21 protein-coding genes are annotated in these 24,496 nt (G+C 70.9%); 7 read left to right on the top strand and 14 right to left on the bottom strand.

The genetic code is table 11. The features are described from left to right. Nucleotides 1-62: 62 nt before the first annotated feature. From OC490_RS00170 to OC490_RS00155, 4 genes are all read right to left on the bottom strand, one after another. A complete protein-coding gene (locus OC490_RS00170; RefSeq protein WP_262055691.1) occupies nucleotides 63-1,112 on the bottom strand; it encodes a C40 family peptidase in 1,050 nt (349 codons plus the stop codon). Nucleotides 1,113-1,215: 103 nt separating this feature from the next. Continuing rightward, the gene (locus OC490_RS00165) at nucleotides 1,216-1,530 is read right to left on the bottom strand and encodes a hypothetical protein (RefSeq protein ID WP_262055690.1); all 315 of its coding nucleotides are present in this window, start codon (nucleotides 1,528-1,530) and stop codon (nucleotides 1,216-1,218) included. A gap of 10 nt (nucleotides 1,531-1,540) precedes the next feature. Further along, nucleotides 1,541-2,188: a TetR/AcrR family transcriptional regulator gene (locus OC490_RS00160; protein ID WP_262055689.1), complete on the bottom strand. Its 648-nt coding sequence runs from the start codon at nucleotides 2,186-2,188 to the stop codon at nucleotides 1,541-1,543. A 55-nt stretch (nucleotides 2,189-2,243) separates the two neighbouring features. Beyond that, nucleotides 2,244-3,182 carry an AurF N-oxygenase family protein gene (locus OC490_RS00155; RefSeq protein WP_262055688.1) on the bottom strand — a complete coding sequence of 313 codons (939 nt, stop codon included), beginning with the start codon at nucleotides 3,180-3,182 and terminating at the stop codon, nucleotides 2,244-2,246. 137 nt (nucleotides 3,183-3,319) lie between these two features. Between OC490_RS00155 and OC490_RS00150 the strand changes: the two genes are divergently transcribed. Beyond that, on the top strand, nucleotides 3,320-4,147 hold the full coding sequence (locus OC490_RS00150; RefSeq protein WP_262056272.1) for a hypothetical protein: 828 nt from the start codon (nucleotides 3,320-3,322) through the stop codon (nucleotides 4,145-4,147). After that, nucleotides 4,144-5,031, top strand: coding sequence for an ADP-ribosylglycohydrolase family protein (locus tag OC490_RS00145; protein WP_262055687.1), 888 nt, complete (start codon nucleotides 4,144-4,146; stop codon nucleotides 5,029-5,031). The genes OC490_RS00150 and OC490_RS00145 overlap by 4 nt, the downstream gene beginning before the upstream one ends. Here OC490_RS00145 and OC490_RS00140 read toward each other — a convergent pair. The 7 genes from OC490_RS00140 to OC490_RS00110 form a co-directional block, all read right to left on the bottom strand. Beyond that, on the bottom strand, nucleotides 5,028-5,546 hold the full coding sequence (locus OC490_RS00140) for a DUF3291 domain-containing protein (RefSeq protein WP_262055686.1): 519 nt from the start codon (nucleotides 5,544-5,546) through the stop codon (nucleotides 5,028-5,030). The two genes, OC490_RS00145 and OC490_RS00140, sit on opposite strands and share 4 nt — an antisense overlap. Nucleotides 5,547-5,591: 45 nt before the next feature. Then, nucleotides 5,592-7,052 (bottom strand): penicillin-binding transpeptidase domain-containing protein, encoded by a 1,461-nt coding sequence (locus OC490_RS00135; RefSeq protein WP_262056271.1) that lies wholly within the window; start codon nucleotides 7,050-7,052, stop codon nucleotides 5,592-5,594. Between the two features lie 8 nt (nucleotides 7,053-7,060). Continuing rightward, the gene (locus OC490_RS00130; protein ID WP_262055685.1) at nucleotides 7,061-8,419 is read right to left on the bottom strand and encodes an FtsW/RodA/SpoVE family cell cycle protein; all 1,359 of its coding nucleotides are present in this window, start codon (nucleotides 8,417-8,419) and stop codon (nucleotides 7,061-7,063) included. A gap of 61 nt (nucleotides 8,420-8,480) precedes the next feature. Beyond that, nucleotides 8,481-8,990, bottom strand: coding sequence for an SH3 domain-containing protein (locus OC490_RS00125; RefSeq protein WP_262055684.1), 510 nt, complete (start codon nucleotides 8,988-8,990; stop codon nucleotides 8,481-8,483). Between the two features lie 132 nt (nucleotides 8,991-9,122). After that, nucleotides 9,123-10,292, bottom strand: coding sequence for a sensor histidine kinase (locus OC490_RS00120; RefSeq protein WP_262056270.1), 1,170 nt, complete (start codon nucleotides 10,290-10,292; stop codon nucleotides 9,123-9,125). Nucleotides 10,293-10,357: 65 nt separating this feature from the next. Further along, nucleotides 10,358-11,080 (bottom strand): hypothetical protein, encoded by a 723-nt coding sequence (locus OC490_RS00115; RefSeq protein ID WP_262055683.1) that lies wholly within the window; start codon nucleotides 11,078-11,080, stop codon nucleotides 10,358-10,360. Nucleotides 11,081-11,175: 95 nt separating this feature from the next. Beyond that, complete coding sequence (locus tag OC490_RS00110) at nucleotides 11,176-11,682, bottom strand: dual specificity protein phosphatase family protein (protein ID WP_262055682.1); 507 nt, start codon at nucleotides 11,680-11,682, stop codon at nucleotides 11,176-11,178. A gap of 96 nt (nucleotides 11,683-11,778) precedes the next feature. On the opposite strand from OC490_RS00110, the gene OC490_RS00105 reads away from it, so the two are divergent. Next, the gene (locus tag OC490_RS00105) at nucleotides 11,779-12,582 is read left to right on the top strand and encodes a nuclease-related domain-containing protein (RefSeq protein WP_262055681.1); all 804 of its coding nucleotides are present in this window, start codon (nucleotides 11,779-11,781) and stop codon (nucleotides 12,580-12,582) included. A gap of 176 nt (nucleotides 12,583-12,758) precedes the next feature. On the opposite strand, the gene ligD is transcribed toward OC490_RS00105, so the two are convergent. Continuing rightward, nucleotides 12,759-13,640, bottom strand: coding sequence for a non-homologous end-joining DNA ligase (gene ligD, locus OC490_RS00100; RefSeq protein ID WP_262055680.1), 882 nt, complete (start codon nucleotides 13,638-13,640; stop codon nucleotides 12,759-12,761). A 79-nt stretch (nucleotides 13,641-13,719) separates the two neighbouring features. Here ligD and OC490_RS00095 point away from each other — a divergent pair, with 79 nt between their 5' ends. Continuing rightward, a complete protein-coding gene (locus tag OC490_RS00095; RefSeq protein WP_262055679.1) occupies nucleotides 13,720-14,748 on the top strand; it encodes a Ku protein in 1,029 nt (342 codons plus the stop codon). Nucleotides 14,749-14,872: 124 nt separating this feature from the next. On the opposite strand, the gene OC490_RS00090 is transcribed toward OC490_RS00095, so the two are convergent. Continuing rightward, complete coding sequence (locus OC490_RS00090) at nucleotides 14,873-16,636, bottom strand: beta-ketoacyl-[acyl-carrier-protein] synthase family protein (RefSeq protein WP_262055678.1); 1,764 nt, start codon at nucleotides 16,634-16,636, stop codon at nucleotides 14,873-14,875. Nucleotides 16,637-17,035: 399 nt separating this feature from the next. On the opposite strand from OC490_RS00090, the gene OC490_RS00085 reads away from it, so the two are divergent. Beyond that, entirely contained in the window at nucleotides 17,036-19,417 is a 2,382-nt protein-coding gene (locus tag OC490_RS00085; RefSeq protein WP_262056269.1) for an endonuclease/exonuclease/phosphatase family protein, read from the top strand. Nucleotides 19,418-19,638: 221 nt separating this feature from the next. On the opposite strand, the gene OC490_RS00080 is transcribed toward OC490_RS00085, so the two are convergent. Continuing rightward, nucleotides 19,639-21,033, bottom strand: coding sequence for an acyltransferase family protein (locus OC490_RS00080; protein WP_262055677.1), 1,395 nt, complete (start codon nucleotides 21,031-21,033; stop codon nucleotides 19,639-19,641). A gap of 230 nt (nucleotides 21,034-21,263) precedes the next feature. Between OC490_RS00080 and OC490_RS00075 the strand changes: the two genes are divergently transcribed. Together OC490_RS00075 and OC490_RS00070 are read left to right on the top strand one after the other, a co-directional pair. Beyond that, nucleotides 21,264-22,898 carry a chitinase gene (locus tag OC490_RS00075; protein ID WP_262055676.1) on the top strand — a complete coding sequence of 545 codons (1,635 nt, stop codon included), beginning with the start codon at nucleotides 21,264-21,266 and terminating at the stop codon, nucleotides 22,896-22,898. A gap of 222 nt (nucleotides 22,899-23,120) precedes the next feature. Further along, nucleotides 23,121-24,496 (top strand): glycoside hydrolase family 16 protein (locus tag OC490_RS00070; protein WP_262055675.1); only part of this gene is annotated, 1,376 nt, incomplete at its 3' end.

The following is a 24,496-nucleotide window of genomic DNA, read 5'->3' as shown; positions in this document are numbered from 1 at the left end:
GGGTGTGGTGAGTCGGCGGCTGCGGGTCCGTTGTGGCTGGTCGCACAGTTCCCCGCGCCCCTTCAGGGCGCCTGGTCCGGGCGTACGGCTCCCAGGATCGGGTAGCTCGCGATCGGCGATACCTGGACCTTTTCCCCTGTGCGCGGGGCCTGGACGATTTTTCCGTCGCCCAGGTACATCGCCACGTGCGTTGCCTCGGGGAAGTAGATGACCAGGTCGCCGGGGCGCAGTTCGGCGAGCGGGATTCTCGGCAGCTGCGCCCACTGCTCTTCGCTGGTCCTGGGGATCGGGGTGCCCGCGTGGCCCCATGCCTCCGACGTCAGGCCCGAGCAGTCGTACGTCTTGGGGCCCTCCGCTCCCCACTCGTACGGCTTGCCGATCTGTTGGACGGCGTAGCGGAGGGCTCGGTCGCCGGAGCGGGAGGGTTCGCGGTCGTCGGTGCCCAGGGCGCCCGAAGTGACCAGCTGCTGCTGCGCCTTGTCGACGTCGGTCTTCTCGAAGGCTGCCAGCGCGGTGAGTTGGTCGGGGGTGAGGGCGGTGAGGAGCTTCTCGACGTCGGCCAGACGGTTCCGTACGTCGTCGCGGTCCTTCTTCTGCCGTGCGGACAGGGTGAGTTGGGTGTCCAGGGCCTTGCGGGCCGCGCGGGCCAGGCCGTCGTTCTTCTTCTCGCTGCCGAGCAGCCGGCCCACCGTCTCGGCCCGCTCCCGCGCCAACTGGCCGATGACATGGCCCTCGTCGAGCGCGTGCTGCGGATCACGGGCGAGGAGCAGTCGTACGTACGGGGAGATGGCCGTGCTGTTCTGGTACTGCTCGCGGGCCAGCCGGCCGGCCGCGCCTCGGCTGTCGTGCAGGGTGAGGCGGGCGCGGGCCAGTTCGGAGTCGAGACGGTCGACCTCCGTGCGCTGCTTCGTCAGCTGCTCCTCGGTGGCGTTGTACGTCTCCGTGGCCTGCTCGGCGTCCCGGTACAGCGTCTGAAGGTCCGTCAGCAGCTCGGCCACGGGCCGCTGTCCGGGCGGCTGCGGATCGGGTACGGCCGCGGCGGGCAGCGGTGCGAGGACGGTGCCGGCCGCCACCGTCGCCGTACAGACCAGACGCAGAAGCCTTCCTGACACGTCATCACCTCCGGTGCGCGGCGGCACTTCCGCCCCGCATCGTGAGCATCAGACGGGGGCGCCGGGTCCGCGCGCCGGGTGTGCGCGGTTCGGCGCAACCTGGTCACCCGTGGGTGTCGTCCGGCTTGCCGCCCGGCGTGGCGTCTGGTGCGGGGTCCGGTTTGGACCAGGGCCAGCGCAGGCCGCTGCCGCGCTTCCCCTCCGGATCGAACTCGTACTTCCAGCCCTTGGGCAGACCGAGCCGCTTGCTGTGGGCGCGGGGGACCCGGCGGTAGACGAGGATCGTGGGCGGGCCACCGGCGTCGTCGGGGACCGGGATGCGGTAGGTCTTCGGCGGGTTCCCGGTGGGGCCGACCAGCACCGGCAGGGAACGCCCGTCCATGGGGCCGCCCTCGAACGGGGTTTCTTCGCTCTTCACGGGATCAGTGTCAGGCATCCGTCGCGAGGGCCCGGACAAGCTCGGCGGTCTGCGGGTCCCGTCGGGCCGTCACCGACAGCACCGCCGCGAACTGTTCGACCAGCCAGTCCCGCAGCTCGTCGGCGGGCGGCTGCTTGTCCTCGTCGAGCCAGATGAGGGAGGCCGCCTCGACGGCCGTGATCCACATCCGTACGGTCATCCGCAGCCGTGGGCCCGGTTCGGTGACGCCGAGATGGCTGAGGATGTGCACGGCGGCGGCCCGCCGGACCCCGTCCACGATGGCCGTCGTACGAGACGTCTCCACCACGCTCCCGCCCTGGAGCAGCGCGCTGAAACCGGCGTCGTGCTGGTCGACGAAGCCGAGGTAGCGGTCGAGGGCGCGGGAGAGACGGGGGAGGAGGGGGCCCTCGCGCGGTTCGTCGAAGCACTGCTGGAGTTCCTCGGCGGCGGAACGCAGGGCGGCCTCGTAGAGCTGCTGCTTGCCGCCCGGGAAGTACCGGTACACCAGGGGGCGCGAGACGCCGGCTGCCTCCGCCACGTCGTCGAGGGACACCTCTTCGGGCGCGCGGTGCGCGAAGAGGGTGAGGGCGGCTTCGAGGAGCTGGCTGCGGCGTTCCTCGACGGTGAGACGGCGGTAGGCGGGCGCGGCAGGGGGCATGGGTGCAGGGTAGTCGGGCGGGCGCGACCAGCCACGACGCACCCGCACTGTGAACTCAAGCGAGCAACCCCGAGGCTCTCCACAACCGTCGCCCAACACCCCGCAGCACTCCGATGTCGTCCAAGAAGTCGGTCAGCTTCTTCGACCCGTTCTGCATGACCTCCCGCCGATGCCCACTCGCCCGCACCTGCGCCACCGCCTCCCGCCGGTCGAGCCCCACGTTCGTGTACACCTCGGGATTCACGAAGGCGACGGAGAAGACACGGGCGAACTCACCGGACGTGACCCGCGTGAACTCCTGCGACCACCGCGGCGCGGTGACCATCTGCCGCCTCAACTCCTCCCGGGCGTACCGGACATGACGCGCCTCCTCCACCACATGGATGCGCGTCACCCCCCGCACCAACGTCTGCACCCGCTCGTCCGGAAACGTCAACCTCTGCATCCAGTCGAGGACTTCCTCCCCGAGCAGCGTCGCGGTGAAGGAACCGGGCGTGGTGGAGACCGTCTTGAACAGTCGCCCCAGGTTCTGGTGGGCCCGGCTCACCGGATACCAGGGCGCGTCCCCACGGGAGATCAGCCGCGCGAACATCTTCGAGTGCCGGCACTCGTCCTCGATCTCGGTGAGCGCGTAGCGCACATGCGCACTGGTCGCCGCCTTGTCGTAGATGTGCCGGACGAGCAGCTGCATCAGGATCAGCTCGAACCAGATACCGAGCGAGGCGAGCGCCGCGGCCTCGTGCTGTGAGAGCAGGATCCGCTGCTCCTCGCCCATCCGCTTCCACAGCGGGGTGTCGTACAGCGACACCAGTTCCGGCGGCCAGAACCACTTGCCGTCCTCGAAGGGCGCGTCCCAGTCGAGTTCCTTGTCGGGGTCGAAGGAGTGCCTGGCGGAGGAGGCGAGCAGCCGCTCGGCCACCTGCTCGCGGTCCTTGAGCAGGCCGAGCGCGTCGCGCAGCCCGTCGACCGCGTCGGCTTCGGTCAGGGTCGTCATGGTTCTGCCACCTCGCACGTCGGTGTGTTACCCGGGGTCACATCCTCCGAAGTCTTATGAGACTGCTTGTCAGCAAGCTCGTCAATCCCTCTGCTCGCAAGTTCTGCATATCCCGCATGTACGGTGCTGTCGTGTCCATGCCTCCGCCGCCGCAGCAGCCGCCGTATCCCCAACAGCCGCAACCCCAGCAGCCGTACCCGCAGCAGTACCCTCAACAGCCGTATCCCGCGCAGCAGTTCGGGCCGCCGCAGCAGCCCTACGGCCAGCCCCCGTACGGTCAACAGCCCTACGGCTGGGGTGCTCCTCCGCCCGCGTTCCCGCCGCCCGCGAAGAAGCGCGGGATCGGGTTCGTGCTGGGGATCGTCGGTGGGGGGCTCGGCGCGGCGGCGGTGGTCTTCATGGCCGTGGTGCTGACGGTCGGAAGCCAGTCCGCCACCCGGTTTCCCGAGGCCGACTTCGTGCTGACCCTGCCCAGGACGCTGGTCGACGGCCGTTTCGAGCTCGCGGACAACCTCTCGGACACCGAGGGGCGGAAGATCGAGCAGGAGGCGGACGGTTCCTGGGACGCCAAGGACACCGTGGGTGTCGTCGGCACCTACACCCTGAACGGCGACGCGACCAAGGGCACGTTGGTGCTGTCGGGGATGTACGGCCGGTTCAAGAACACGGACGAGGCCCGCGAGGGCATGTTGAAGGGCACCGGTGAGGTGGACGGGGTGACCGTCGCCGTACCGCCCAAGGACTTCACCGAGGGCGGGGTCACGATCTCCTGCGAGGTGGTCAGCCAGAAGAAGCTCAGCGTCACCGTCACCTATCCCGCCTGTGCCTGGGCCGACGGCAACACCGCCGCCGACGTCGCCTGGACCACTGCGGAGACCCTCACCCAGGACCCCTCCGACGTCGACCTGGCACTCTCCGCGAAGATGACCCTGCAGGTCCGTTCGGAGACGAGGAAGGCCAAGTGACCCCGGCCCGCCGCAGTTTGGAGGGTCTCGCCCTGGGCGACGCGTTCGGCGAACGCTGGTTCCCGATCTTCCGTGAACCCCGCCGGGCCTACGACGAGGTCCGCGCCCGGCGCACCCCCGAGGAACCGGCGTGGCACTGGACGGACGACACGGCGATGGCCCTCGGTATCCTCCGGGTGCTCGACGAGCACGGGGAGATCCGGCAGGAGCCCCTCGCCCGGGCCTTCGCGCTCGGCTACGACGCCGATCCGGCCCGGGGATACGGCTACGGCATGCACCAGTTGCTGCCCGTGCTGCTCCAGGAACCGCACCGCTGGCGGGAGTTGGCGCGCGAGCTGTTCGACGGCCAGGGCAGCCTCGGCAACGGTGCCGCGATGCGCGCCGCCCCGCTGGGCGCGTGGTTCCACGACGACCTCGACCGTGTCGTGACCCAGGCGACCCTGTCCGCCGAGGTCACCCACGCCCACCCGGAGGGCATCGCCGGCGCGGTCGCCGTGGCCGTCGCCGCCGCGCTCTCCGTGCGGCGGGAGCTGACCCTGGAGGCGGTGGCGGCGCGGACGCCCGACAGCGCCGTGAGGGATGGGCTTGTACGGGCCGTCGAGGTGCCGTTCGCCACCGAGCCGTGGCGGGCCGCCGACCTCCTCGGCAACGGTCAGCGCATCCGCGCCGACGACACCGTCCCCTTCGCCGTCTGGTCGGCCGCCGGGCACCCGGACGACCTGACCTCCGCCCTGTGGACCACCGCCGAGGGCTTCGGTGACGTCGACACCACCTGCGCCATCACCGGCGGCATCGTGGCGGCCCGGACGGGACTCGACGGCGTGCCGCAGGACTGGCTGCGCTGCCGCGAGCCCCTGCCCGGCCCCGGGATCCAGACCGACTAGACCGAACAGCCCAGCCCCTCAGGGATGTCGACCGGTGCGGTCGGCTCCGCGCCCTGGGGCGGGAACGACGTCCGCAGGGTGAACGCGTACGGGGTCGGGCCGTGGGCGCGGAGGTGCAGGACGCGTTCCTCCGCCTCCGCGACCGTGGGGCGGTGGCCCGCCGGGACCCACCACAGGGCGACCATCGCCTCCCGCATCCGCTCGAACCACTCGCGGCGGCGGGCCAGCAACTCCCGGTGCTGCCCTTGGTACATGAACGCGGTCAGGGTGTCCGTGTCGCGCCACACCGACATGTTGATGATCAGCCAGTCGTCGCCGAGTACGGGGACGTCGGTCGCGTTGCCGGAGTCGGACTGGAGGCGCCACACAAAACCCTCGGCCTTGTCGACGACGGCGTTCACGGGGTCGAGGGCGTCCACGAAGTCCTTCAACTCCGGGGAGTCCAGAGGGAATTGGAGTCTGCCGATGTTGACCTGGGCGAGTTCGTACGCGGGTACTGTCAACGGCTCAGTCATGAACCGAACGATAGGTCGGGCGCCCGTGCCGTGACACCCCCCGTCTCACAGGCCGAGCACCGCCTCCATCACCGCCTTCGCGATCGGCGCCGCGTCCCCGCCCCCGCTGATGTCCGAGCGGTCCGCCGACGCGTCCTCCACCACCACCGCGACCGCCACCTTCGGCTCCATGTCCCGCTCACCCTGCGCCCAGGACACGAACCAGGCATACGGCGTACCGGAGTTGCCGATGCCGTGCTGCGCGGTGCCGGTCTTGCCGCCGACCGTGGCACCGGGGATCGCCGCGTTCGTGCCGGTGCCCTCGGTGACCACGTCTTCCATGAGTTCCTTCATCTGTACGGCGGTTGCGGGATGCATGGCCTGGCGGACGGGGCGGGACGACCCGGCCGTCGACACCGTCTCGCCGCCCCGCCGTGTCGTGCGCTCCACGAGATACGGCTGCCGTACCTGCCCCCCGTTCGCGACAGCCGCCGCGACCATCGCCATCTGCAACGGCGTGGCCCGCGTGTTGTACTGGCCGATCGACGACAGTGCCAACTGGGCTTTGTCCACCGAGGTGTCGAAGGTGCTGGGGGAGACGGAGAACGGGATCCGCACGCCGGTGTCGTTGAAGCCGAACGCCTCCGCCGTGCCGCTCATGTTCCGCACGCCGACATCCACGCCCAGCTTCGCGAACACCGTGTTGCACGACCACTCGAAGGCGGAGCGCAGCGGCGCGTCCGCGCAGCCGTCGCCCTCGTTCGTGAGGGTCGTCGAGGTGCCGGGCAGCGTGTACGGGTCGGGGGACTTCGTCGCCGCGTCCAGGTCCGTGACCAACCCCGCGTCCAGCGCCGCCGCCGCGGTGACCACCTTGAACGTCGAACCCGGCGGATACGTCTGCCGTGCCGCCCGGTTGAGCATCGGCTTGGCCGGGTCGGCGTTCAGGCGGGCCCAACTACGGTTCGCGGTACGGCCGTTGCCCGACAGGGCCCCGGGATCGTAGGACGGGGTGGAGACCAGGGCGAGGACGCGGCCGGTGGACGGTTCGATCGCGGCCACCGCGCCCGTGCGGGTGCCGAGTCCGTCGTAGGCCGCCTTCTGCGCGGCCGGGTCGAGAGTGGTGACGACATCGCCGCCGGGGTTCTGGGCGCGGGTCAGGTCGTTCCACAGGGGGAACGGCGAGAGCATCTCGTCGGTGCCGGAGAGGATGCCGTCCTCGGAGTGCTCCAGGAACGTCGTGCCGTACTCCTGCGAGGCGAAGCCGGTGACCGGCGCGTACAACGGGCCCTCCTTGTACGTCCGTTCGTAGCGGAGCTGCTCGCCGGAGTCCCGGGAGCCGGTGACCGGCCGGCCGGCGACGAGGATGGCGCCGCGCGGCTGGTCGTAACGGGCGATCGTCTGGCGGCGGTTGGCCGGGTTGTCGTCGTAGGAGGGGGACCGGAAGACCTGGATGCGGGTGGCGTTCACCAGCAGGGCGAGCAGGAGCAGGGTGCAGAAGCCCGCGGCGAGGCGGATGTGGCGGGTCATGGCGTCGGTCACGCTGCCACCTCGATGTCGTACTGACGGCGGGCCGAGTCGCTGACCCGGATCAGCAGGGCCACGATCGCCCAGTTGGTGACGACCGAGGAGCCGCCCTGGGCGAGGAACGGCATCGCCATGCCGGTGAGCGGGATCAGGCCGGTCACCCCGCCCGCGATCACGAACACCTGGAGCGCGACGATCGAGGCGAGGCCGACCGCGAGCAGCCGGCCGAAGGGGTCGCGCAGCGCGAGGCCCGCCCGGTAGCCGCGCTCCACGAGCAGGCCGTAGAGGATGAAGATCGCGGAGAGGCCGGACAGGCCCAGTTCCTCGCCCGCCGTCGCCAGGATGAAGTCCGACTTCGCGGCGAAGCCGATGAGGATCGAGTGGCCGAGGCCCAGGCCCGTGCCGAGCATGCCGCCGGCCGCGAACGCGAAGAGGGACTGGGCGAGTTGGTTGGGTCCCTGGCCCGCGTCGATCGACGCGAAGGGGTGCAGCCAGTCCAGGACGCGGCTGTGGACGTGCGGTTCGAGGCGGCCGACCGCGACCGCGCCGAGGGCGGCGAGCAGCAGGCCGACCGCGATCCAGCCGGTGCGGCCGGTGGCGACGTAGAGCAGGGTCACGAACAGGCCGAAGAAGAGGAGCGAGGTGCCCAGGTCGCGTTCCAGGACCAGGACGCCGACGCTGATCAGCCAGATCGCGACGATCGGGCCGAGGACACGGCCGGTGGGGAGCTGGAGGCGCCAGACGCGGCGGCCGGCGTAGGCGAGCGCACTGCGGTTGGCCGCAAGGTACGCGGCGAAGAAGATCGCGAGCAGCACCTTCGCGAACTCGCCCGGCTGGATGGAGAATCCGGCGATCCGGATCCAGATCCGGGCACCGTTCACGGCCGGGAAGAAGACCGGGAGGGTGAGCAGCGCGAGCGCGGCGGCCACACAGACGTACGCGTAGCGCTGGAGCACGCGGTGGTCCCGGAGGGCGACGACCACGACGATGAAGAGCGTCACGCCCAGGGTGGACCACACGAGTTGGGTGGGGGCCGCCCGGTCGCCCGGGGTCTCCAGGTCGAGCCGGTAGATCAGGACCAGGCCGAGGCCGTTGAGGAGGACCCCGATCGGCAGGAGGAGGGGGTCGGCGTACGAGGCCCGCAGGCGCACCGCGAGGTGGGCCAGCAGGGCCAGTACGCCGAGCCCGGCGCCGTAGCCGGCGGCGCCGGGCGGGACCGTGCCGTTCTTGGCGATACCGACGGCGCAGTAGCCGTACACGGAGAGCAGCACGGCCACGACGATGAGGGTGAGTTCGATGCCACGGCGCCGGGGGAGGCGCACAGCGGGTGCGGGAAGGTCCGCTGTGACGGTGGTTCCGGCGTTGGTCATGTCCGGAACTTACCCAAATGGGACGTGTTGTGTGCCTTGGGTGACGAGTGTGTCTCGTCCGTCAGCTGCACCAGCGGGGGGCGGGGCCGATGTTGTCGATGTAGCGCGCCGAACCCCAGGCCCAGGTGCCGTCCGTGAGGAGGTACCAGAGGTGGTTGCCCTGGACGTTGGAGCCGCTGGTCTTGCAGAAGATCGACACGTGCTCGCCGCGGTAGGCGTACCGGATGATCCTGCTGCCGCGGTCCGGGCGGGAACGCAGGGCCAGTTCGCTCGCCGTCACGACGCCCCGGTACAGGCGCGGGTTGTGGTGCTCGCCGTGCTGGTTGTAGTCGCCGCGGCCGTCGTCGTCGCCACGGCCGTTGTCGTCGCCCTGCTGGTTGTGGTCGCCGCGACCGTCGGAGTCCTCGTCACCGCGCTGGTTCCAGTCGTCGTCGTCCTGGGGGCGGCTGACGCTCTGGTCCTGGTCGCCCCATTCGTCGTCGGCCACGGCGGGCGTGACGGCGGCGGCGGTGACGAGCGCACCGGCGGCGACCGCTATGCCGATACGGCGAAGGGAGAGGCTGAGGGACATGGGGGTACCTCCAGGAAGGGGGCGAAGCTGACTAATCGCTACATTAGGAGGAGATGAGAGGCATCGCTCGTCACGCTGGTCCACACGAGCAAGGGCCTGTCCTCAGGGGCGCGCAGCCACGAACAACCGCTCTCAACGCAACGTCAACGTGGCCGACGCCCCGCCGCCCTCCACGTTCGCGAACTCCAACCGCGCTCCCAACACCTCCGCCTGCCCCAGCGCAATGGTCAACCCCAGCCCGTGCCCGGTAGCACCCCCCTCCGTACGGAACCGCTGCGGCCCGTGCTCCAGGAGATAGCCCGGGTACCCGTCCCCGTGGTCCCGCACGGTCACCACCGCCCCGTCCACGGTCACCACCACCGGCCCCCGCCCGTGCCGGTGCGCGTTCGCGACGAGATTCCCGAGCACCCGCTCAAGCCGCCGCCGGTCCGTCTCCACCCACTCGTCCCGTACGACCCTGACCTCGGTGTCCGTCCCCGACGCCAGGACCACCCGCCCGGCCACCGCCCCCAACCGCTCGGTGCCCAGCTCCACCTTCTCCCGCCGGGTGTCGAGGCGGGAGATCTCCAGCAGGTCCTCGGTGAGCGTGCGCAACGCGGCCACCCGGTCCCGCACCAGCTCGGTCGGCCGCCCCGGCGGGAGCAGTTCGGCCGCCGCGTGCAGCCCGGTCAGCGGGGTGCGCAGCTCGTGCGCCACATCCGCCGTGAACCGCTGCTCGGTCAGCAGCTTGCCCTGCAACGAGGAGGCCATCGTGTCGAGCGCGGCGGCCACCGCGGCCACCTCGTCCTGCGGCCGGCTCGCGTCCTTCGTACGGGGATCGTCGACCCGCGCGTCCAGGTCACCGGCGCTGATCCGCCGGGCCACCTGCGCGGTGCCGTGCAGCCGCCGGGTCACCCGGGTCACCGCGAACGCGCCGACCAGCAGTGTGGCCCCGATCGCCAGCGCCGAGGACCACACGATCGCCCGGTCGAGCCCGGCGATGGTGTCCGCGCCCTGCGAGTAGTCGACCGCCACGGCCAGCACCCGCCCGCCGTCGGCCGGTCCCGCCGCCCACATCGTCGGGCGCCCCCAGTGCCTGCCGACCATCGTGCCCCGGTCGCCGTCCGCGGCCAGCCGCCGCAACGGCACGGGCAGGCTCGCGGGATCGACGCCGGCGCCGTGCAGGAGCGAGCCCCCGGCCTCGTACTGGGTCGTCGCCGTCCGCAGCCGCGCCAGCGCCAGTTCGCGGGCCTGGCCCACGGTCCGGTCGGTCACCGACACATGCACGAGCACGCCGAGCAGGGCGGCCAGCGCGCAGCACATCACCGTGATGAACGCGGCGGACTTGAAGGCGAGGGTCCCGGCCCACCGGGGCAGCGCGAGCCCCGTCACGAGGTCGCCGAGGGCGCGGGCGCGGGCGTCGCGCGGCGGACACCGTGCTTACGGCTGCCCGTGCGCAGGAACTCGTCGTGGGTCAGCAGCATCGCCTTCTGGTCGGCGTCCCAGGTCCACTGCACGCGGTACTCGTACCCCGCCAGCTCCGAAGGCGAGCGGATGATCACCGAATGCCCGGCCAGCTCGACCCCGCTCACCGCGTCGTCGTTGGCCATGACCTGCACGAGCCGGTGCTTCTCGACGGTGTAGACCCGCACGGCGGTCATCCTGGTCGGCAGCAGCCGGAAGCCGAGCGTCAGGTCGTCGTGTCCGTCACCGGTGAGGTCACGGTAGTACGGCTTCAGGACGGGACACTTGCTCCGGTCCCCGCCGCGCCCGCAGTCGCCGATCCGCTCGGCCGTTCCCCGGTACGGCGCCTTGGAGCCGCCGTAGTCGCTCGGGTTCGCGGCGATCTCGGCCCGTACGACGGCGATCGGATCCACCTTGCGGATGTCGTCCCCGGGGACGGTGACGCCCTGCACGGTCTCCGTGTCCGCCTCGTCGAAGTCGTAGGCAGGGGAGGCGGCGGGCGCCAGATTCGGCCAGAGTCTGGCGGGGCTGGTCGCCGTCGGGGTCGCGCCCGCGCCGCGCAGCGCGCCGGTGTCACCACAGGCCACCGCGGTCGCGAGCAGCAGGGCGACGACGGCGGTGGTGCGGGCGGGGCGACGGAACGGCACCCAGACACCCTATTCGTACGGAAGTCCTTTTTGTTCGCGCCCCTCAGTGGGCCGGGGAAACGATTACTCGGTTCTTCGACCACTTGGTTCTTCGACTACTCGGTCAGTTCCTCCAGCAGCCGGGCCGTGGACAGTCCCGCCCGCAGATACTCCACGAACAGTTCGTTGTGCAGCGCCCACGGCGAGCGGCGGGGGCGGATCAGCCGTATCGCCTCCTCGGTGGAGTACCCGCGCCGGACCAGCGCGTGCGCGACCACCAGCCCCGATCTGTTGTAGCCGTGATAGCAGCGGACGAGGACCTTCCGCCCGTCGTCCAGCGCGTCGCACGCGGCCCGGGCCAGCCGCATCACGCCCGCCAGCTGCGTCCCGTCCAGCGGCCCGTCCGGAATCGGCCACACATGGTGCTCGACGCCGGAGTCGGGCCCGTGCCCCGGCAGCCGCAGCAGCGTCTGCACGAGATCGAACTCGTCCCGCACCACCGCCAACTCCCGTTGCCCCGAGCGCCCCCTGAACTCGTGCCCGCCCATCCACAGACCGGTGACGATCTCGCTCCACGGAGTGTCCGGAGCGGGTACGTCGGGTTGCTTCCTGCGCGTCCGCAACGGCGCCTCCCCAAGCCCCAGCGACTGACCCAAAGGTAACCGGGTTCTTGCCCCTTGAGCACCCCGCCTGTTCCCATGGTCGAGGGGTGATGATGCATGAGCGGACTGCGCATCGTACCGACCTGGCGCCACGGTCAGGAACGGCTGTACGTCTGTCACACGGACGGAAGGAACGTCGCCTGGTACGACCGGGAGGCGGCCAGGATCAATCTGCTGAGCGAGGACCGTCGAGAGGACGTGCTGCACGCCCTCGGTCCCTTCCTCACCGGCCCGGTCACGATCGGCCCGCCACCGGTGCCGACACCCGCGGAACTCGCGCGGCTCTCCCTCCTCCCGGACGACGACCTGGCCCCCAACCGCCCCGGCGAGGCACTCCACGTGGCCCTCGACCGGGATCCGGGCCCCCAGCACCGGCTCCGCCCGGACCCGCGCCGCCACGCCCTGGCCGCGGAACAAGCGGTCGGCGAGGCCCTGGACGGCCTCGACGGCGCGGGCTGGCACGCCCTCCACTCCATCCCGCTGCCCGGCGGCGACCGCCTCCACCACCTGGCGATCGGCCCCGCCGGCCTCTTCGCCGTACACACGCTGTACGCCCGTAAACAACGGGTCCGGATCGCCGACCCCATGGTCACCCTGGGCCGCCGCGACCCGCTCCCCCTCCTCCGCCGGGTCCGCTCCGACGCCGACCGCGCGTCCTACGCCCTCACCGCCGAGGTCCACCCGGTCCTCGCCCTGGTCGGCCCGACCGACCTCACGGTGACGACCCCACTCCGCGAGGTCCGCGTACTCCAGGACACGGAACTGCCCGGACTGGCAAGGACGGGCGGGGTGTTGAAGCCGGCGGACGTGGAGGCACTGCACGCGATGGCAAGGGACCGGCATACGTGGGGGAAGGTGTGACGGGGCACGGCTGACGCCGGCTCCTTCACCGCGGACGGGCACAATCCAGCCGGTCCGGCGTTTGAGGACGAGGCCCCTTCAGGGCCGATCGGGGGTCTGGGGGCGGAGCCCCCAGGTGGGGCGGAAGGGGCGGCAGCCCCTGGTGACGGGACGGGTAGGGGCGGCGGGGGCGGAAATCAAGGCACAGCCCCCACCGACCCCCCATCGACCAACGGCGCCAACAAATCCCCGTACTCCCGCAGCCGTACCCCCATGTCCGTTGCGAGAAAGGTGAGTTGGCGCACGGACCGACACGCCTCCACCTCCTCCCACGTCACCGGCGCCGACACACTCGGCTCGGCGCGCGCCCGCAGCGTGTACGGCGTCGCCGTCGTCTTCCGCGCGGCGTTCTGGCTCCAGTCGACGAACACCTTCCCCGGCCGCAGACTCCGCGTCATCCGATGCACGACGAGCCGGGGCATGGCCTTCTCCGCCTCCACGGCCAGCGACTTCGCGTATTCGACGGCCCGCTCCGAAGGCACCGGCTCCACCCCCGCCAGCAGATGCAGCCCCTTCGCCCCGGACGTCTTCGCGTACGCCTCGATCCCGTCCGCGGCGAGCCGCCCCCGCAGCCACACCGCGACCTCGCAGCACTCGACGACCGTCGCCGGTGCCCCCGGATCGAGGTCGAAGACCAGCCGGTCGGCGATGCCCGGCGCCCCGATCACCCACTGCGGGGTGTGGAACTCGGTGACGAGGTTCGCCGCCCACATCAAGGACGCGAGGTCCTGCACCAGCACCATCCGGGCCGGCCCCTCCGACCTCGGCACCTCGGCCGTGGTGACCCACTCGGGCGTACCCGGCGGCACGTTCTTGGCGAAGAACACCTGACCGTCCGGCCCGTCCGGGTACCGCAGGAAGGACAGCGGCCGGTCCCGCAGATGGGGCAGCAGGGCCCCGGCGGTCGTGGCGTAGTAGTGCAGGACCTCGCCCTTGGTGAAGCCGTCCGCCGGGTACAGCACCTTCTCCAGGTTGCTGAGCGCGAGCCTTCGCCCCTCCACCTCTGTGATCGGCGTCATACGATGAGAATCCCACGAAAATGTGATGAACCGGACGCGGACCGGACGTGAGCCCGACGTGAGCCGGAACGGAAGGCGGGTGCGGCAGGTGCGATCCATATGGAACGGCGCCATCTCCTTCGGCCTGGTCAGCATCCCGATCAAGCTGGTGAACGCGACCGAGAGCCACTCCGTCTCCTTCCGTCAGATCCACACCGAGGACGGCGGACGCATCCGCTACCGCAAGGTCTGCGAACTGGAGGACCGCGAGGTCGCCCAGGCGGAGATCGGCAAGGCGTACGAGGACGCGGACGGCACGATGATCCCGATCACGGACGAGGACCTGGCCCAGTTGCCGATCCCGACGGCGAAGACGATCGAGATCGTGGCCTTCGTGCCGGCCGACCGGATCGATCCGCTCCAGATGGACGCGGCCTACTACCTCTCCGCGAACGGCGTCCCCGCCGCCAAGCCGTACACCCTGCTGCGCGAGGCGCTGAAGCGCAGCCGGAAAGTGGCCATCGCGAAGTACGCGCTGCGCGGCCGGGAACGCCTCGGCATGCTGCGCGTGGTCGACGACGTGATCGCCATGCACGGGCTGCTCTGGCCGGACGAGATCCGGGTCCCGGAGGGAGTCGCCCCCGACACGAGCGTCACCGTCAGCGACAAGGAACTCGACCTCGCGGACGCCCTGATGGACACGCTGGGCGAGGTCGACCTCGCCGACCTCCACGACGACTACCGCGAGGCCGTCGAGGAGATGATCACCGCCAAGGCCTCCGGCGAACGGCCCGCCGACTCCCCGTCCCCGGCCCCCAGCGGCAAGGTCCTCGACCTGATGGCGGCCCTGGAGAAGAGCGTCCGCGATGCGCAGGAGTCGCGCGGCACGGAACCGGCCGGCGCGCGGACGGCGGCGAAGGCCGAGGTGACACCCATCTCCTCGCGGGCGACCCCGAAGCAGACCACGGCCAGGAAGTCGACGTCCAAGACGACGAAGAAGACGGCCACCGCGAAGAAGACCGCGGCATCGACATCGTCGGCCAAGAAGTCGACGCAGAGCGCGAAGAAGACGGCGGCGAAGAAGGCGGCCCCGACGAAGAAGGCAACTCCCCGCAAGCGAACAGCCTGAGCCCCCGTTCCCCGCGCAGCGCTACCCCACCCGCCGCAGCGCCGGCACGGCGTTGTGCCCGCCGCCCCCGAGCCAGTTGCTCAATCGAACCGCCTTCCCCCGACTCCCCGCTCCCCGCGCAGCGTCACCCCCCCCGCCGTAGCGCCAACACCGCGTTGTGCCCCCCGAACCCGAACGAATTGCTCAACGCGAGATCCCCGCCCTCCGGCAGGTCCCGCGGCACCCTCACCACCACGTCCAGCCCCAACGCGTCGTCCAACTCCCCACCCCCCACGGTCGGCGGCACCACCCCGTGATGCAGCGTGAGCACCGTGGCCACGGCCTCGACCCCGCCGGCCGCCCCCTGCAGATGCCCGAGGTGTCCCTTGAGCGCGGTGACGGGCACGGCCCGCCGCCCGAACACGGCCCGCAGCGCCTCCGCCTCCGCGAGGTCGCCCTCCACCGTCGCCGTGGCATGAGCGTTCACATGGACGACGTCCACGACATGCCCGCCCGCGTCCCGCACCGCCCGTCGCACGGCGAGCGCGACCCCGGCCCCGGACGGATCCGGCGCCGCCATGTGGTGCGCGTCGGCCGACAGCCCCCACCCGGCGGCCTCGCAGTAGATCCGCGCCCCACGCGCGCGTGCGTGCTCCTCGGCCTCCAGGACGAGTACCCCCGCGCCCTCCCCGTTCACGAACCCGTCCCGATCCTTCCCGAAGGGCCGTGACGGAGACGAACCGTCGGCCGCCCCGTGCGTGGACAGGGCCCGCATCGCGGCGAACGACGCCATGATCGCCGGCGTGACGACCGCCTCGGCCCCGCCCGCGAGGGCGATGTCGACCCGGCCGTACCGTATGCGGTCGATGGCCGCCCCGATCGCCTCCGTGCCGGAGGCACACGCGGCGGTGACCGTGCGGGCCTCGCCGGTGATGTGCAGGTCGAGGGAGACCTGGGACGCGGCCTGCGAGGGCACGGTCATGGGGGTGGTGAGCGGGGAGACCGCGCGCGGCCCCTTGTCCCGCAGCTTGCGGTCGCCGCCGACGAGGACGGACGCGTCCCCGAGGATCGCCCCGAGACTGACCCCGACCCGCTCCGGATCGAGCCCGCTCTCCCGCGTGCCGCCCGCCACGAACCCGGCGTCACCCCACGCCTCCCGCGCGGCGAGCACGGCGAACTGCGCGGCCCGGTTCATCCGCCGCGCCGCCGCCCGCGGCAGCAGCCCCGCCGGATCGACGGGCACGGTCCCGGCCACCCGCACGGGCAGCTCCGCGAACTCCTCGCCGTCCAGTTCCCGGATCCCGTGCCGACCGTCGAGCAGCCCCCGCCACAGCTCGCCGACCCCGACCCCGAGCGGCGTCACGGCCCCGAGCCCCGTGACCACCACCCGCCGCGGCTCGTGCACGACCACGTCCCGCTCCGGCCGCGGACGATGCCGTACGACGGACTCCGCACCACCCCAGCCGCGCACCTCGTCATCGCTCGCGACCTCGTCCGTCGCCCCGTCGAGGTCCCGGTGCCACACACCCCAACGCCGTGCGTACGACACCTCGTCGGCGCGCGGATCGACCACCCGCAGGGTGGTCACCCGGTCGCCGTCGCGGAACTCGACCGCCCCGAGATCGTCGGAGTCGAGGCGGGGGATCGCCCCGACGTCCATCCGGTGGCAGGCGACGATGATGCGCAGGTTCCGCCCGAGCACCTCGTCCCGGTCGGCCCCGCCGAGCGGCGGACGCAGCGCCAGCCGGATCGTCTCCGGGGTCTCGGGCAGCGTGTGCATCACGACGTACCAGCAGTCGCGTTCGGCGTCGTCCGGGGTCAGAGCGATCAGATCGCCCGGGATGACCTCGGCGGCGCTCACCGGGTGAGGAGCGAACGGAATCTCCGACGAATGGGGTGAATTGGACATAGCTCTACACGCTCCCTGTGCTCAGAACGGACTTATGGTGCGCGGCAAACCATCCCGAGTGAACTGGACAAAACCGGAAAACGCCACGGTTGAATGGTTAACCTCTTATGGCTGGGGAGCTCTCAAGGTCCGCCGGAATGCCGCGAGTTGCCCGATTCGATCACCGGACTTATGTGTGGAAGGTCACTTTTGTGGCCGCGGTCGCCGTCCCCGCCCTCACTTGTTCCCTGGATTTAACGCGAGGGCCTCTGGCAACTCCCTTTCTACGCGCGTAACTTGAGCCGACTCCCCACAGGCACCGGTATCGGCAGCTACACGAAGTACGAGGAGACCGCCAGCGTGTCCAGACCTGAAGGGCGCAGACCCCGCGCCCGCCGCACCGCCCAAGCGATTGTCTCGGTGGGCGCGGCGGGAGCGTTCGCCTTCACCGCCCTGCCCGCCGCGCACGCCACCCCGTCGGCCTCGGCGGTGATCGCCGAGGTGTACGGCGGCGGAGGCAACTCGGGAGCCACCCTGACCCGGGACTTCGTGGAACTCGGCAACGCCGGTTCCACGGCCTACGACCTGTCGGGCTACAGCGTGCAGTACCTGCCCGGTACGCCGTCCTCCGGCTCCACTTGGCAGGTCACCGCGCTCACCGGTTCGGTCGCCCCCGGCGCCCGCTATCTGGTCGGCGAGGGCACCGGCAGCGGCGGCACGACCGCGCTGCCCACCACCGACGCCAGCGGCTCGATCGCCATGAGCGCCACCTCCGGCACGATCGCCCTGGTCTCCGGCACCACCGCGCTCACCTGCAAGACCGCCGCGGACTGCGCGGCCGACACCCGGATCGTCGACCTGACGGGCTACGGCACCGCGGTCGTCCGCGAGGGCAGCGGCCCGGCCACCGGCGCCTCCAACACGGCAGCGGTGGCCCGCGCCGACTCGCTCGCCGACACCGACGACAACGCGGCCGACTTCACCGCGGGCACCCCGTCACCGGTCAACTCGGCGGGCCAGACGCCCGGTTCGGGCGACGGCGGCGGTGGCGACGGCGGCTCGCCGACCGACCCCGGCACCGTCCGCGTCCACGACATCCAGGGCACGACCCGCCTCTCGCCGTACTCCGGCCAGACGGTCACCCGCGTCCCCGGCATCGTCACCGGCGTCCGCAGCAGCGGCTCCCTCGGCTACTGGATCCAGGACCCGACCCCCGACACCGACCCGCGCACCAGTGAGGCCGTCTTCGTCTACACCGGCTCCACCAAGCCCACGGTGGCGGTCGGCGACTCGGTCCTGGTCACCGGCAAGGTCAGCGAGTACTACCCGAGCAGCACCAGTCAGTCGAACACCGAGATCACCGGCCCGACGGCCACGGTCCTCTCCAGCGCCAACGCCCTCCCGGACGCCGTGACGCTCGACGCGACCTCGGTCCCCGACGCCTACATCCCGACCGCGTCCGGCGGCAGCATCGAGTCCCTCGCGCTCCAACCCACCGTCTACGCCCAGGACTTCTTCGAGTCCCTGGAGGGCATGCGGGTCACGTTCGCGGACGCCCGCGTGGTCGGCGCTTCGGATGCCTACGGCGAGCTGTGGGTCACGGTCAAGCCGGACGAGAACGCCACCGCCCGCGGCGGCACCCTGTACTCCTCCTACGACCAGCCCAACACGGGCCGTATCGAGGTGATGTCGCTCGACACGACGTCGAACTTCCCCGCGGCCAACGTCGGTGACGAACTGTCAGGTGTCACGACCGGCCCCCTCGACTACTCCACCTACGGTGGCTACAACGTCCAGGCCACCCAGCTCGGCACCCTCGTCGACAACGGCCTGAAGCAGGAAGTGACCCGTCGTCAGAAGAAGGACGAGCTGGCGGTCGCCACGTACAACGTGGAGAACCTGGACGCGCTCGACACCCAGGAGAAGTTCGACCGGCTCGCCGAGGGCGTCGCGGTCAACCTCAACTCCCCTGACATCGTGGCCCTGGAGGAGATCCAGGACGACAACGGCGCGACGAACGACGGCACGGTGACGGCCGAGGGCACCCTCAAGCGCTTCACGGACGCGGTCCGCGCGGCCGGCGGCCCGGTCTACAAGTGGCGCTACATCTCGCCGACCAACGACCAGGACGGCGGCGAGCCCGGCGGCAACATCCGCCAGGTCTTCCTCTTCAACCCCAAGCGGGTCTCCTTCACCGACCACCCCGGCGGCGACGCGACCACGGCCACGAGCGTGGTGAAGACCCGCAAGGGAGTCGAACTCACCTACTCCCCGGGCCGTATCGACCCGACCAACGCCGCCTGGGAAGACAGCCGCAAGCCCCTGGTCGGCGAGTTCACCTTCCAGGGCGAGCAGGTCTTCGTCGTCGCCAACCACTTCATCTCCAAGGGCGGTGACCAGCCGATCCACGGCCGCTACCAGCCCCCGGCCCGCAGCTCCGAGACCCAGCGTGCGGCCCAGGCGGCGGAGGTCAACACCTTCGTCAAGTCCCTGCTGGCGGCGGACAAGAACGCCAAGGCGATCGTCCTCGGCGACCTGAACGACTACGAGTTCTCCCAGACGGTGACCACGCTGACGGCCGACAAGGTCCTCAAGCCCCTGATCACCACCCTCCCCGCCGCCGAGCGCTACACCTACGTCTACGACGGCAACTCCCAGACCCTGGACCACATCCTGACCAGCCCCGCGGTGACGTCGTTCAACTACGACGTCGTGCACATCAACGCGGAGTTCGCGGACCAGGCGAGCGACCACGATCCGCAGATCGTGCGAATCGACCTCTCGAAGTGCGGTAGGCACTAAGCCCGTTGAGTGATGGTGGTGGGGCGGGACGGTGCACATGCACATCGTCCCGCCCCACTACCAGCCCCACTACCAGCCCCACCACCCGCCCCACCACCAGCCCCAGCGCGGCCAGCACCGGGAACCGCCCGTCGTACGCGAACCCGTGCCCGGCGAACCACGTGAGAGCACTCGCACTCGCCGCGAGCCCGACGCGCAACGCCCGTGGCCGGCGCGGGAGATCACCCGGCCGTGTCCGCTCCTGACTCGTGCTGAACCCGCGCTCCAGGGGTCGCAGCATCGCGAGGGTTGCGACCGGCACGACCGGAGAGTGGTGAGGCGGCCTGGTCCGCTGCACTCCGCCCCGTCGTCATGACCAGCCCGATCCCGACCACCAGCCCCAGCGCGGCCAGCACCGGGAACCGCCCGTCGTACGCGAACCCGTGCCCGGCGAACCAGATCAGCGTGCCCACACTCGCGGCCAGCCCGAGCCACAACGCCCAGGCCCGGGGCGGGTGATCGCCCGGCCGGGTCCGCTCATAGGTCAGCGCCAGCCCGCGCTCCAACGGCCGCAGCGCCCCAACGACCCCCACCAGCACGACCCCGAGAACGGTCAGCCACGGCACGCGCAGCGCCCACCAACTCCCCGACCCGTAGGCCGGTTCGGGCGCGAGGTCGGTGAGATAGAAGGCGCCGGCGACGATCAGGACCGGCAGCATGTGCCACAGGTAGAGCGTCATGCTGGCGCCGCCCAACGGCCGTACCAGCCGCCAGAGTTGCCCGCGCTCCAGCAACCGGCGCAGCGCGGGCGCGAGCAGCAGCGCCAGCCCGGCCTGACCAACTGCCCAGGCCAGCATGGCCGCCGACGGGGGATTGGTGTTGCTGGGGCTCTGCCCGGTGACGAGGATCAGACTCACCGGGAAGGGGCCGACCCAGACCAGCGCGGCGAAGGCGACCGCACCGCCCGCGGCCATGAACGCGGGGAGGGCGGACCGCTCGGTGAGGTGCTTGTCCCGCCAGCAGAAGCCCAGTTGATAGGCGACGCCCCACACGAGCACGTAGTTCAGCAGTCCCACGCCGGGCGCGTGCACGGTGACCACCAGCAGGTCGGCGACGAGCGCGACCGCTCCCATCACCACCGGCACCCGCAGCCCCCACCGCCGATGTGCCGCGTGCAGGGCGGGAGTTGCCGCGCTGAGCAGCAGATACACCGGCAGGAACCAGAACTGCATGGCCATGGCCCATCCGACGAGCGCGAGGGTGCCGGCGTCCACCCCGACCGCCACGCAGATCGCGACGGCCACCAGCACCAGCCCGCTGTACACCCCGGCGGGCAGGAGCAGCCGTAGCGCTCGCTGCCCCACCCAGCCGGTCGCGGTACGGCCCTCGGCCCGCGCCCGTGCCCAGGAACCTCCCGCCGCGTGTCCGCCGGCCAGGAAGAACAACGGCATGATCTGGAAGCCCAGGGTGAGCCACTGGGTCCAGGGCACGGTCGCGAGCAACTCCGGTGCGCCGATGGCCCCGTTGGGCTCCCGCACCAGCCCGGTGATCAGCCAGTGCCCGAACACCACCAGCACGATCGCCCACGCGCGCAGGAAGTCGACGCAGCGATCCCGGTCCCCGCTCGAATCCCCCATGGGACGCCATGGTGCCGTGGGAGTACGGCAGTTGGGGCGGACGTGCGCTCTCCCGCAACCAATCCGTGCCCGTCACGACACCCGCGCTCGCCCCCGTTTCTCTTGACCCGCCCTTGCCTTGACTCGCCCCTGTCAACGCTGCTTCCCTGGGCCCACACAGCGAATTGGTCTGCACCAATATCGCGCAGGGATTGAATCGATTCACCCCCCGTCCCCCGTGGAGGTCGCGCATGCGTACCCGATCGAGATCCCGTTCCCTTTTCTCCGCAGCCCTGCTGACCGGAGCCCTCGCGGTGACTGGCCTCACCTCGGCGGCTGCCCCCGCGTCGGCGGCCTCCGCCCCGAACGCCTGGCCCGCCCATGTCTTCGCCCCGTACTTCGACGCGGGCTCGGGAAACGTTTCCCTCACCGACGTGGCCAACAACTACGGCACCAAGTTCTTCACCGCCGCGTTCGTCGACGGCCCCGGCTGTCAGTGGCAGGTGCCGGGTCAGTCCGCCCTCCAGTCGCAGATCGACGGCATCCGCGGCCTCGGCGGCGACGTCTCCGTGTCCTTCGGCGGCTACACCTCCGACACCGCGCTCACCGAGATCGGCGACTCCTGTTCCAGCCCCGAGGCGGCGGCAGCGCAGATCGAGAGCGTCATCACCACCTTCAACCTCTCGCACGTCGACTTCGACATCGAGTCGGCCTCCCTCACCAACTCCGCCGGCATCGACCGCCGCGACAAGGCCCTTGCCCAGGTGCGCAGTTGGGCCGCCAACAACGGCCGCTCGCTGTCGATCTCGGTCACCCTCCCCGCCCTCCCCAGCGGCCTGTCGGGCGACGGAGTGAACGTGTTGAACAACGCCCGCTCCAACGGCTTCACCCCGGACGTCGTCAACCTGATGACCATGGACTACGGCTCCTCGGGCATCGACATGGGCAACGCGGCCAACACATCCGTGGACGCGGCGGCGGGCCAGGTCGCGAGCGCGTTCGGCATCTCCAGCTCCGCCGCCTACGCCAAGCTCGGCAACACCCCGATGATCGGCCAGAACGACAGCGCGGGCGAGGTCTTCACCCTCGACAACGCCCGCAGCGTGGAAGCCTTCGACGCCTCGCGGGGTATCGCCCTGACGTCGTACTGGTCGCAGAACCGCGACAACGGCGGCTGCGCGGGCTCGACTTCGGCCCAGAGCACATGCAGTGGCGTCAGCCAGAACTCCGGTGACTTCGCGCGCATCTTCCAGGCGTTCACCTCCGGCAGCAGCAGTGGCGGTGGCGGTACCGGCTCAACTGCGCAGTCCCTGCCCGGGACTTGGGCCCAGTGCGCGAGCGAGAACGGCACCTGCGCGGTCAGCGGCACGACGGCCGTGGCCTACGGTGCGAGCGGCCGGTTCAACTACGCGACGGAGACCGGCTCCACGCCCTGCACCAACGCGGTCTTCGGCGACCCGGTCTCCGGCACGGCCAAGTCCTGCTACGGCCAGGCGGCCCCACCCTCGACCAACGTCTGGACCTCCTGCGCATCCGAGGGCGGTACGTGCGCCTTCTCGGGTGTGATGACGGTGGCCTACGGCGCCGGCAGCTCGTTCAACTACGCGACCCTGCCCGGCGGTACGGCCTGCTCCAACGCCGTGTTCGGCGACCCGGCCTCCGGCACCGCGAAGTCCTGCTATCTGATCGGCGCCCCGCCGTCCTTCGCCACGTGGACCAACTGCGCGGCGGAGAACGGGACTTGCACCTTCTCCGGCACCCACGAGGTGGCGTACGGGGCGGCCGGGCGGTATGTGTACCGGTCCGTGTCCGGTGGGACCGGGTGCAGCAACGCGGTGTTCGGTGACCCGATCTCCGGTACCGCGAAGTCCTGCTACGTGCAGTAGTCCGCCAGTCGGCTCGGCTCTTCGAGGCCGGCGGATTGAACGTTTCAACCCGCCGGCCCTCGGGTTCCACCCGTTCCCGTTACGTCCAACAGCACTCATCCAGCAGTCATCTAGCACTCATCTCACGAGCCTCACGAGGAAGGCCGGACGATGTTCAGATCACGGACGATGTTCAGATCGAGGAGAACCGGCACGACCGGACGCCCGCCGCGCACGAGGCAAGTGATCTGGCTGGCGGCCCTGACCCCCATCGTGGCCCTGCTCTACGGCGTCACGACCGCCCAGCCCGCGACGGCAGCCGCCCCCGGAGCACCCTCCGGCTGGTCGACCGTCTTCAGCGACGACTTCAACGGGTCGGCGGGATCGGCCCCTTCGTCGGCCAACTGGAAGTTCGACACCGGCCCGGGTTCGAGCTTCGGCACCGGTGAGATCGAGACGATGACCGACTCGACCGCCAACACCCACCTCGACGGCAACGGCAACCTGGACATCACCGCGCTGGGCTCGGGCAGTTCGTGGACCTCGGGCCGGATCCAGACCCCGACCGCGAACGTGGGCGCACCCGCCGGCGGCAGGCTGGAGGTCACCGCGTCCATCCAACAGCCCAGCCCGGCAAGCGGGTTGGGCTACTGGCCGGCGTTCTGGATGCTGGGCCCCGGCCAGTGGCCGGAGAACGGCGAGATCGACATCATGGAGGACGTCAACGCCCTCTCCGACGTGGCCGGCACGATCCACTGCGGCACCTCCCCGGGCGGCCCCTGCAACGAGGGCACCGGAATCAGCAGCGGCCTGCGCGCCTGCCCCGGCTGCCAGAGCGGCTTCCACACGTACTCGATGATCCTCGACCGCACCAACACCGCGGCGGAGACGATCACCTTCTACCTGGACGGCAGTGCCTACTACACGGTCACCGAGGCCCAGGTGGGCACCGCCACCTGGCAGGCGGCCTTCGACCACAACCAGTCGATCATCCTCGACCTGGCCATGGGCGGCGCGTTCCCCAACGCGGCGTGCGGCTGCACCAGCCCGAGCGCCTCGACCTCCTCGGGCGGCACCCTGAGCGTCGACTACGTGGCCGCGTACACCACGACCGGCGGCTCCTCCACCGGCTCCACCACCCAAGCCCTGCCCGGCACTTGGACCCAGTGCGCGGCGGAGAACGGGACGTGCGCGGTCAACGGCACATCGGTCGTCGCCTTCGGCGCGAACGGCCGCTTCGACTACACGACGGCAACCGGCTCAACTCCCTGCACCACAGCGGTCTTCGGCGACCCGACGACCGGAGTGGTGAAGTCCTGCTACGCGGAGACGGCACCCCCGGCGACGAACATCTGGTCCCCGTGCGCGTCGGAGAACAACACCTGTTCCTTCTCCGGCGTGATGACGGTCGCGTACGGCGCCGCCGGTTCGTACCGCTACGCCACGCTCCCGGCCGGCACCCCTTGCACCAACGCCGTCTTCGGCGACCCGATCTCGGGCACCGCGAAGTCCTGCTATCTGATCGGCGCCCCGCCGTCCTTCGTCACCTGGACCAACTGCGCGGCGGAGAACGGGACTTGCACCTTCTCCGGCACCCACGAGGTGGCGTACGGGGCGGG

It is taken from the genome of Streptomyces sp. STR69, from assembly GCF_024519455.1.
Taxonomy (GTDB): Bacteria; Actinomycetota; Actinomycetes; order Streptomycetales; family Streptomycetaceae; genus Streptomyces.
Note: the sequence above shows the minus strand (reverse complement) of the source record. Positions and strands in the feature narration are given on the sequence as shown.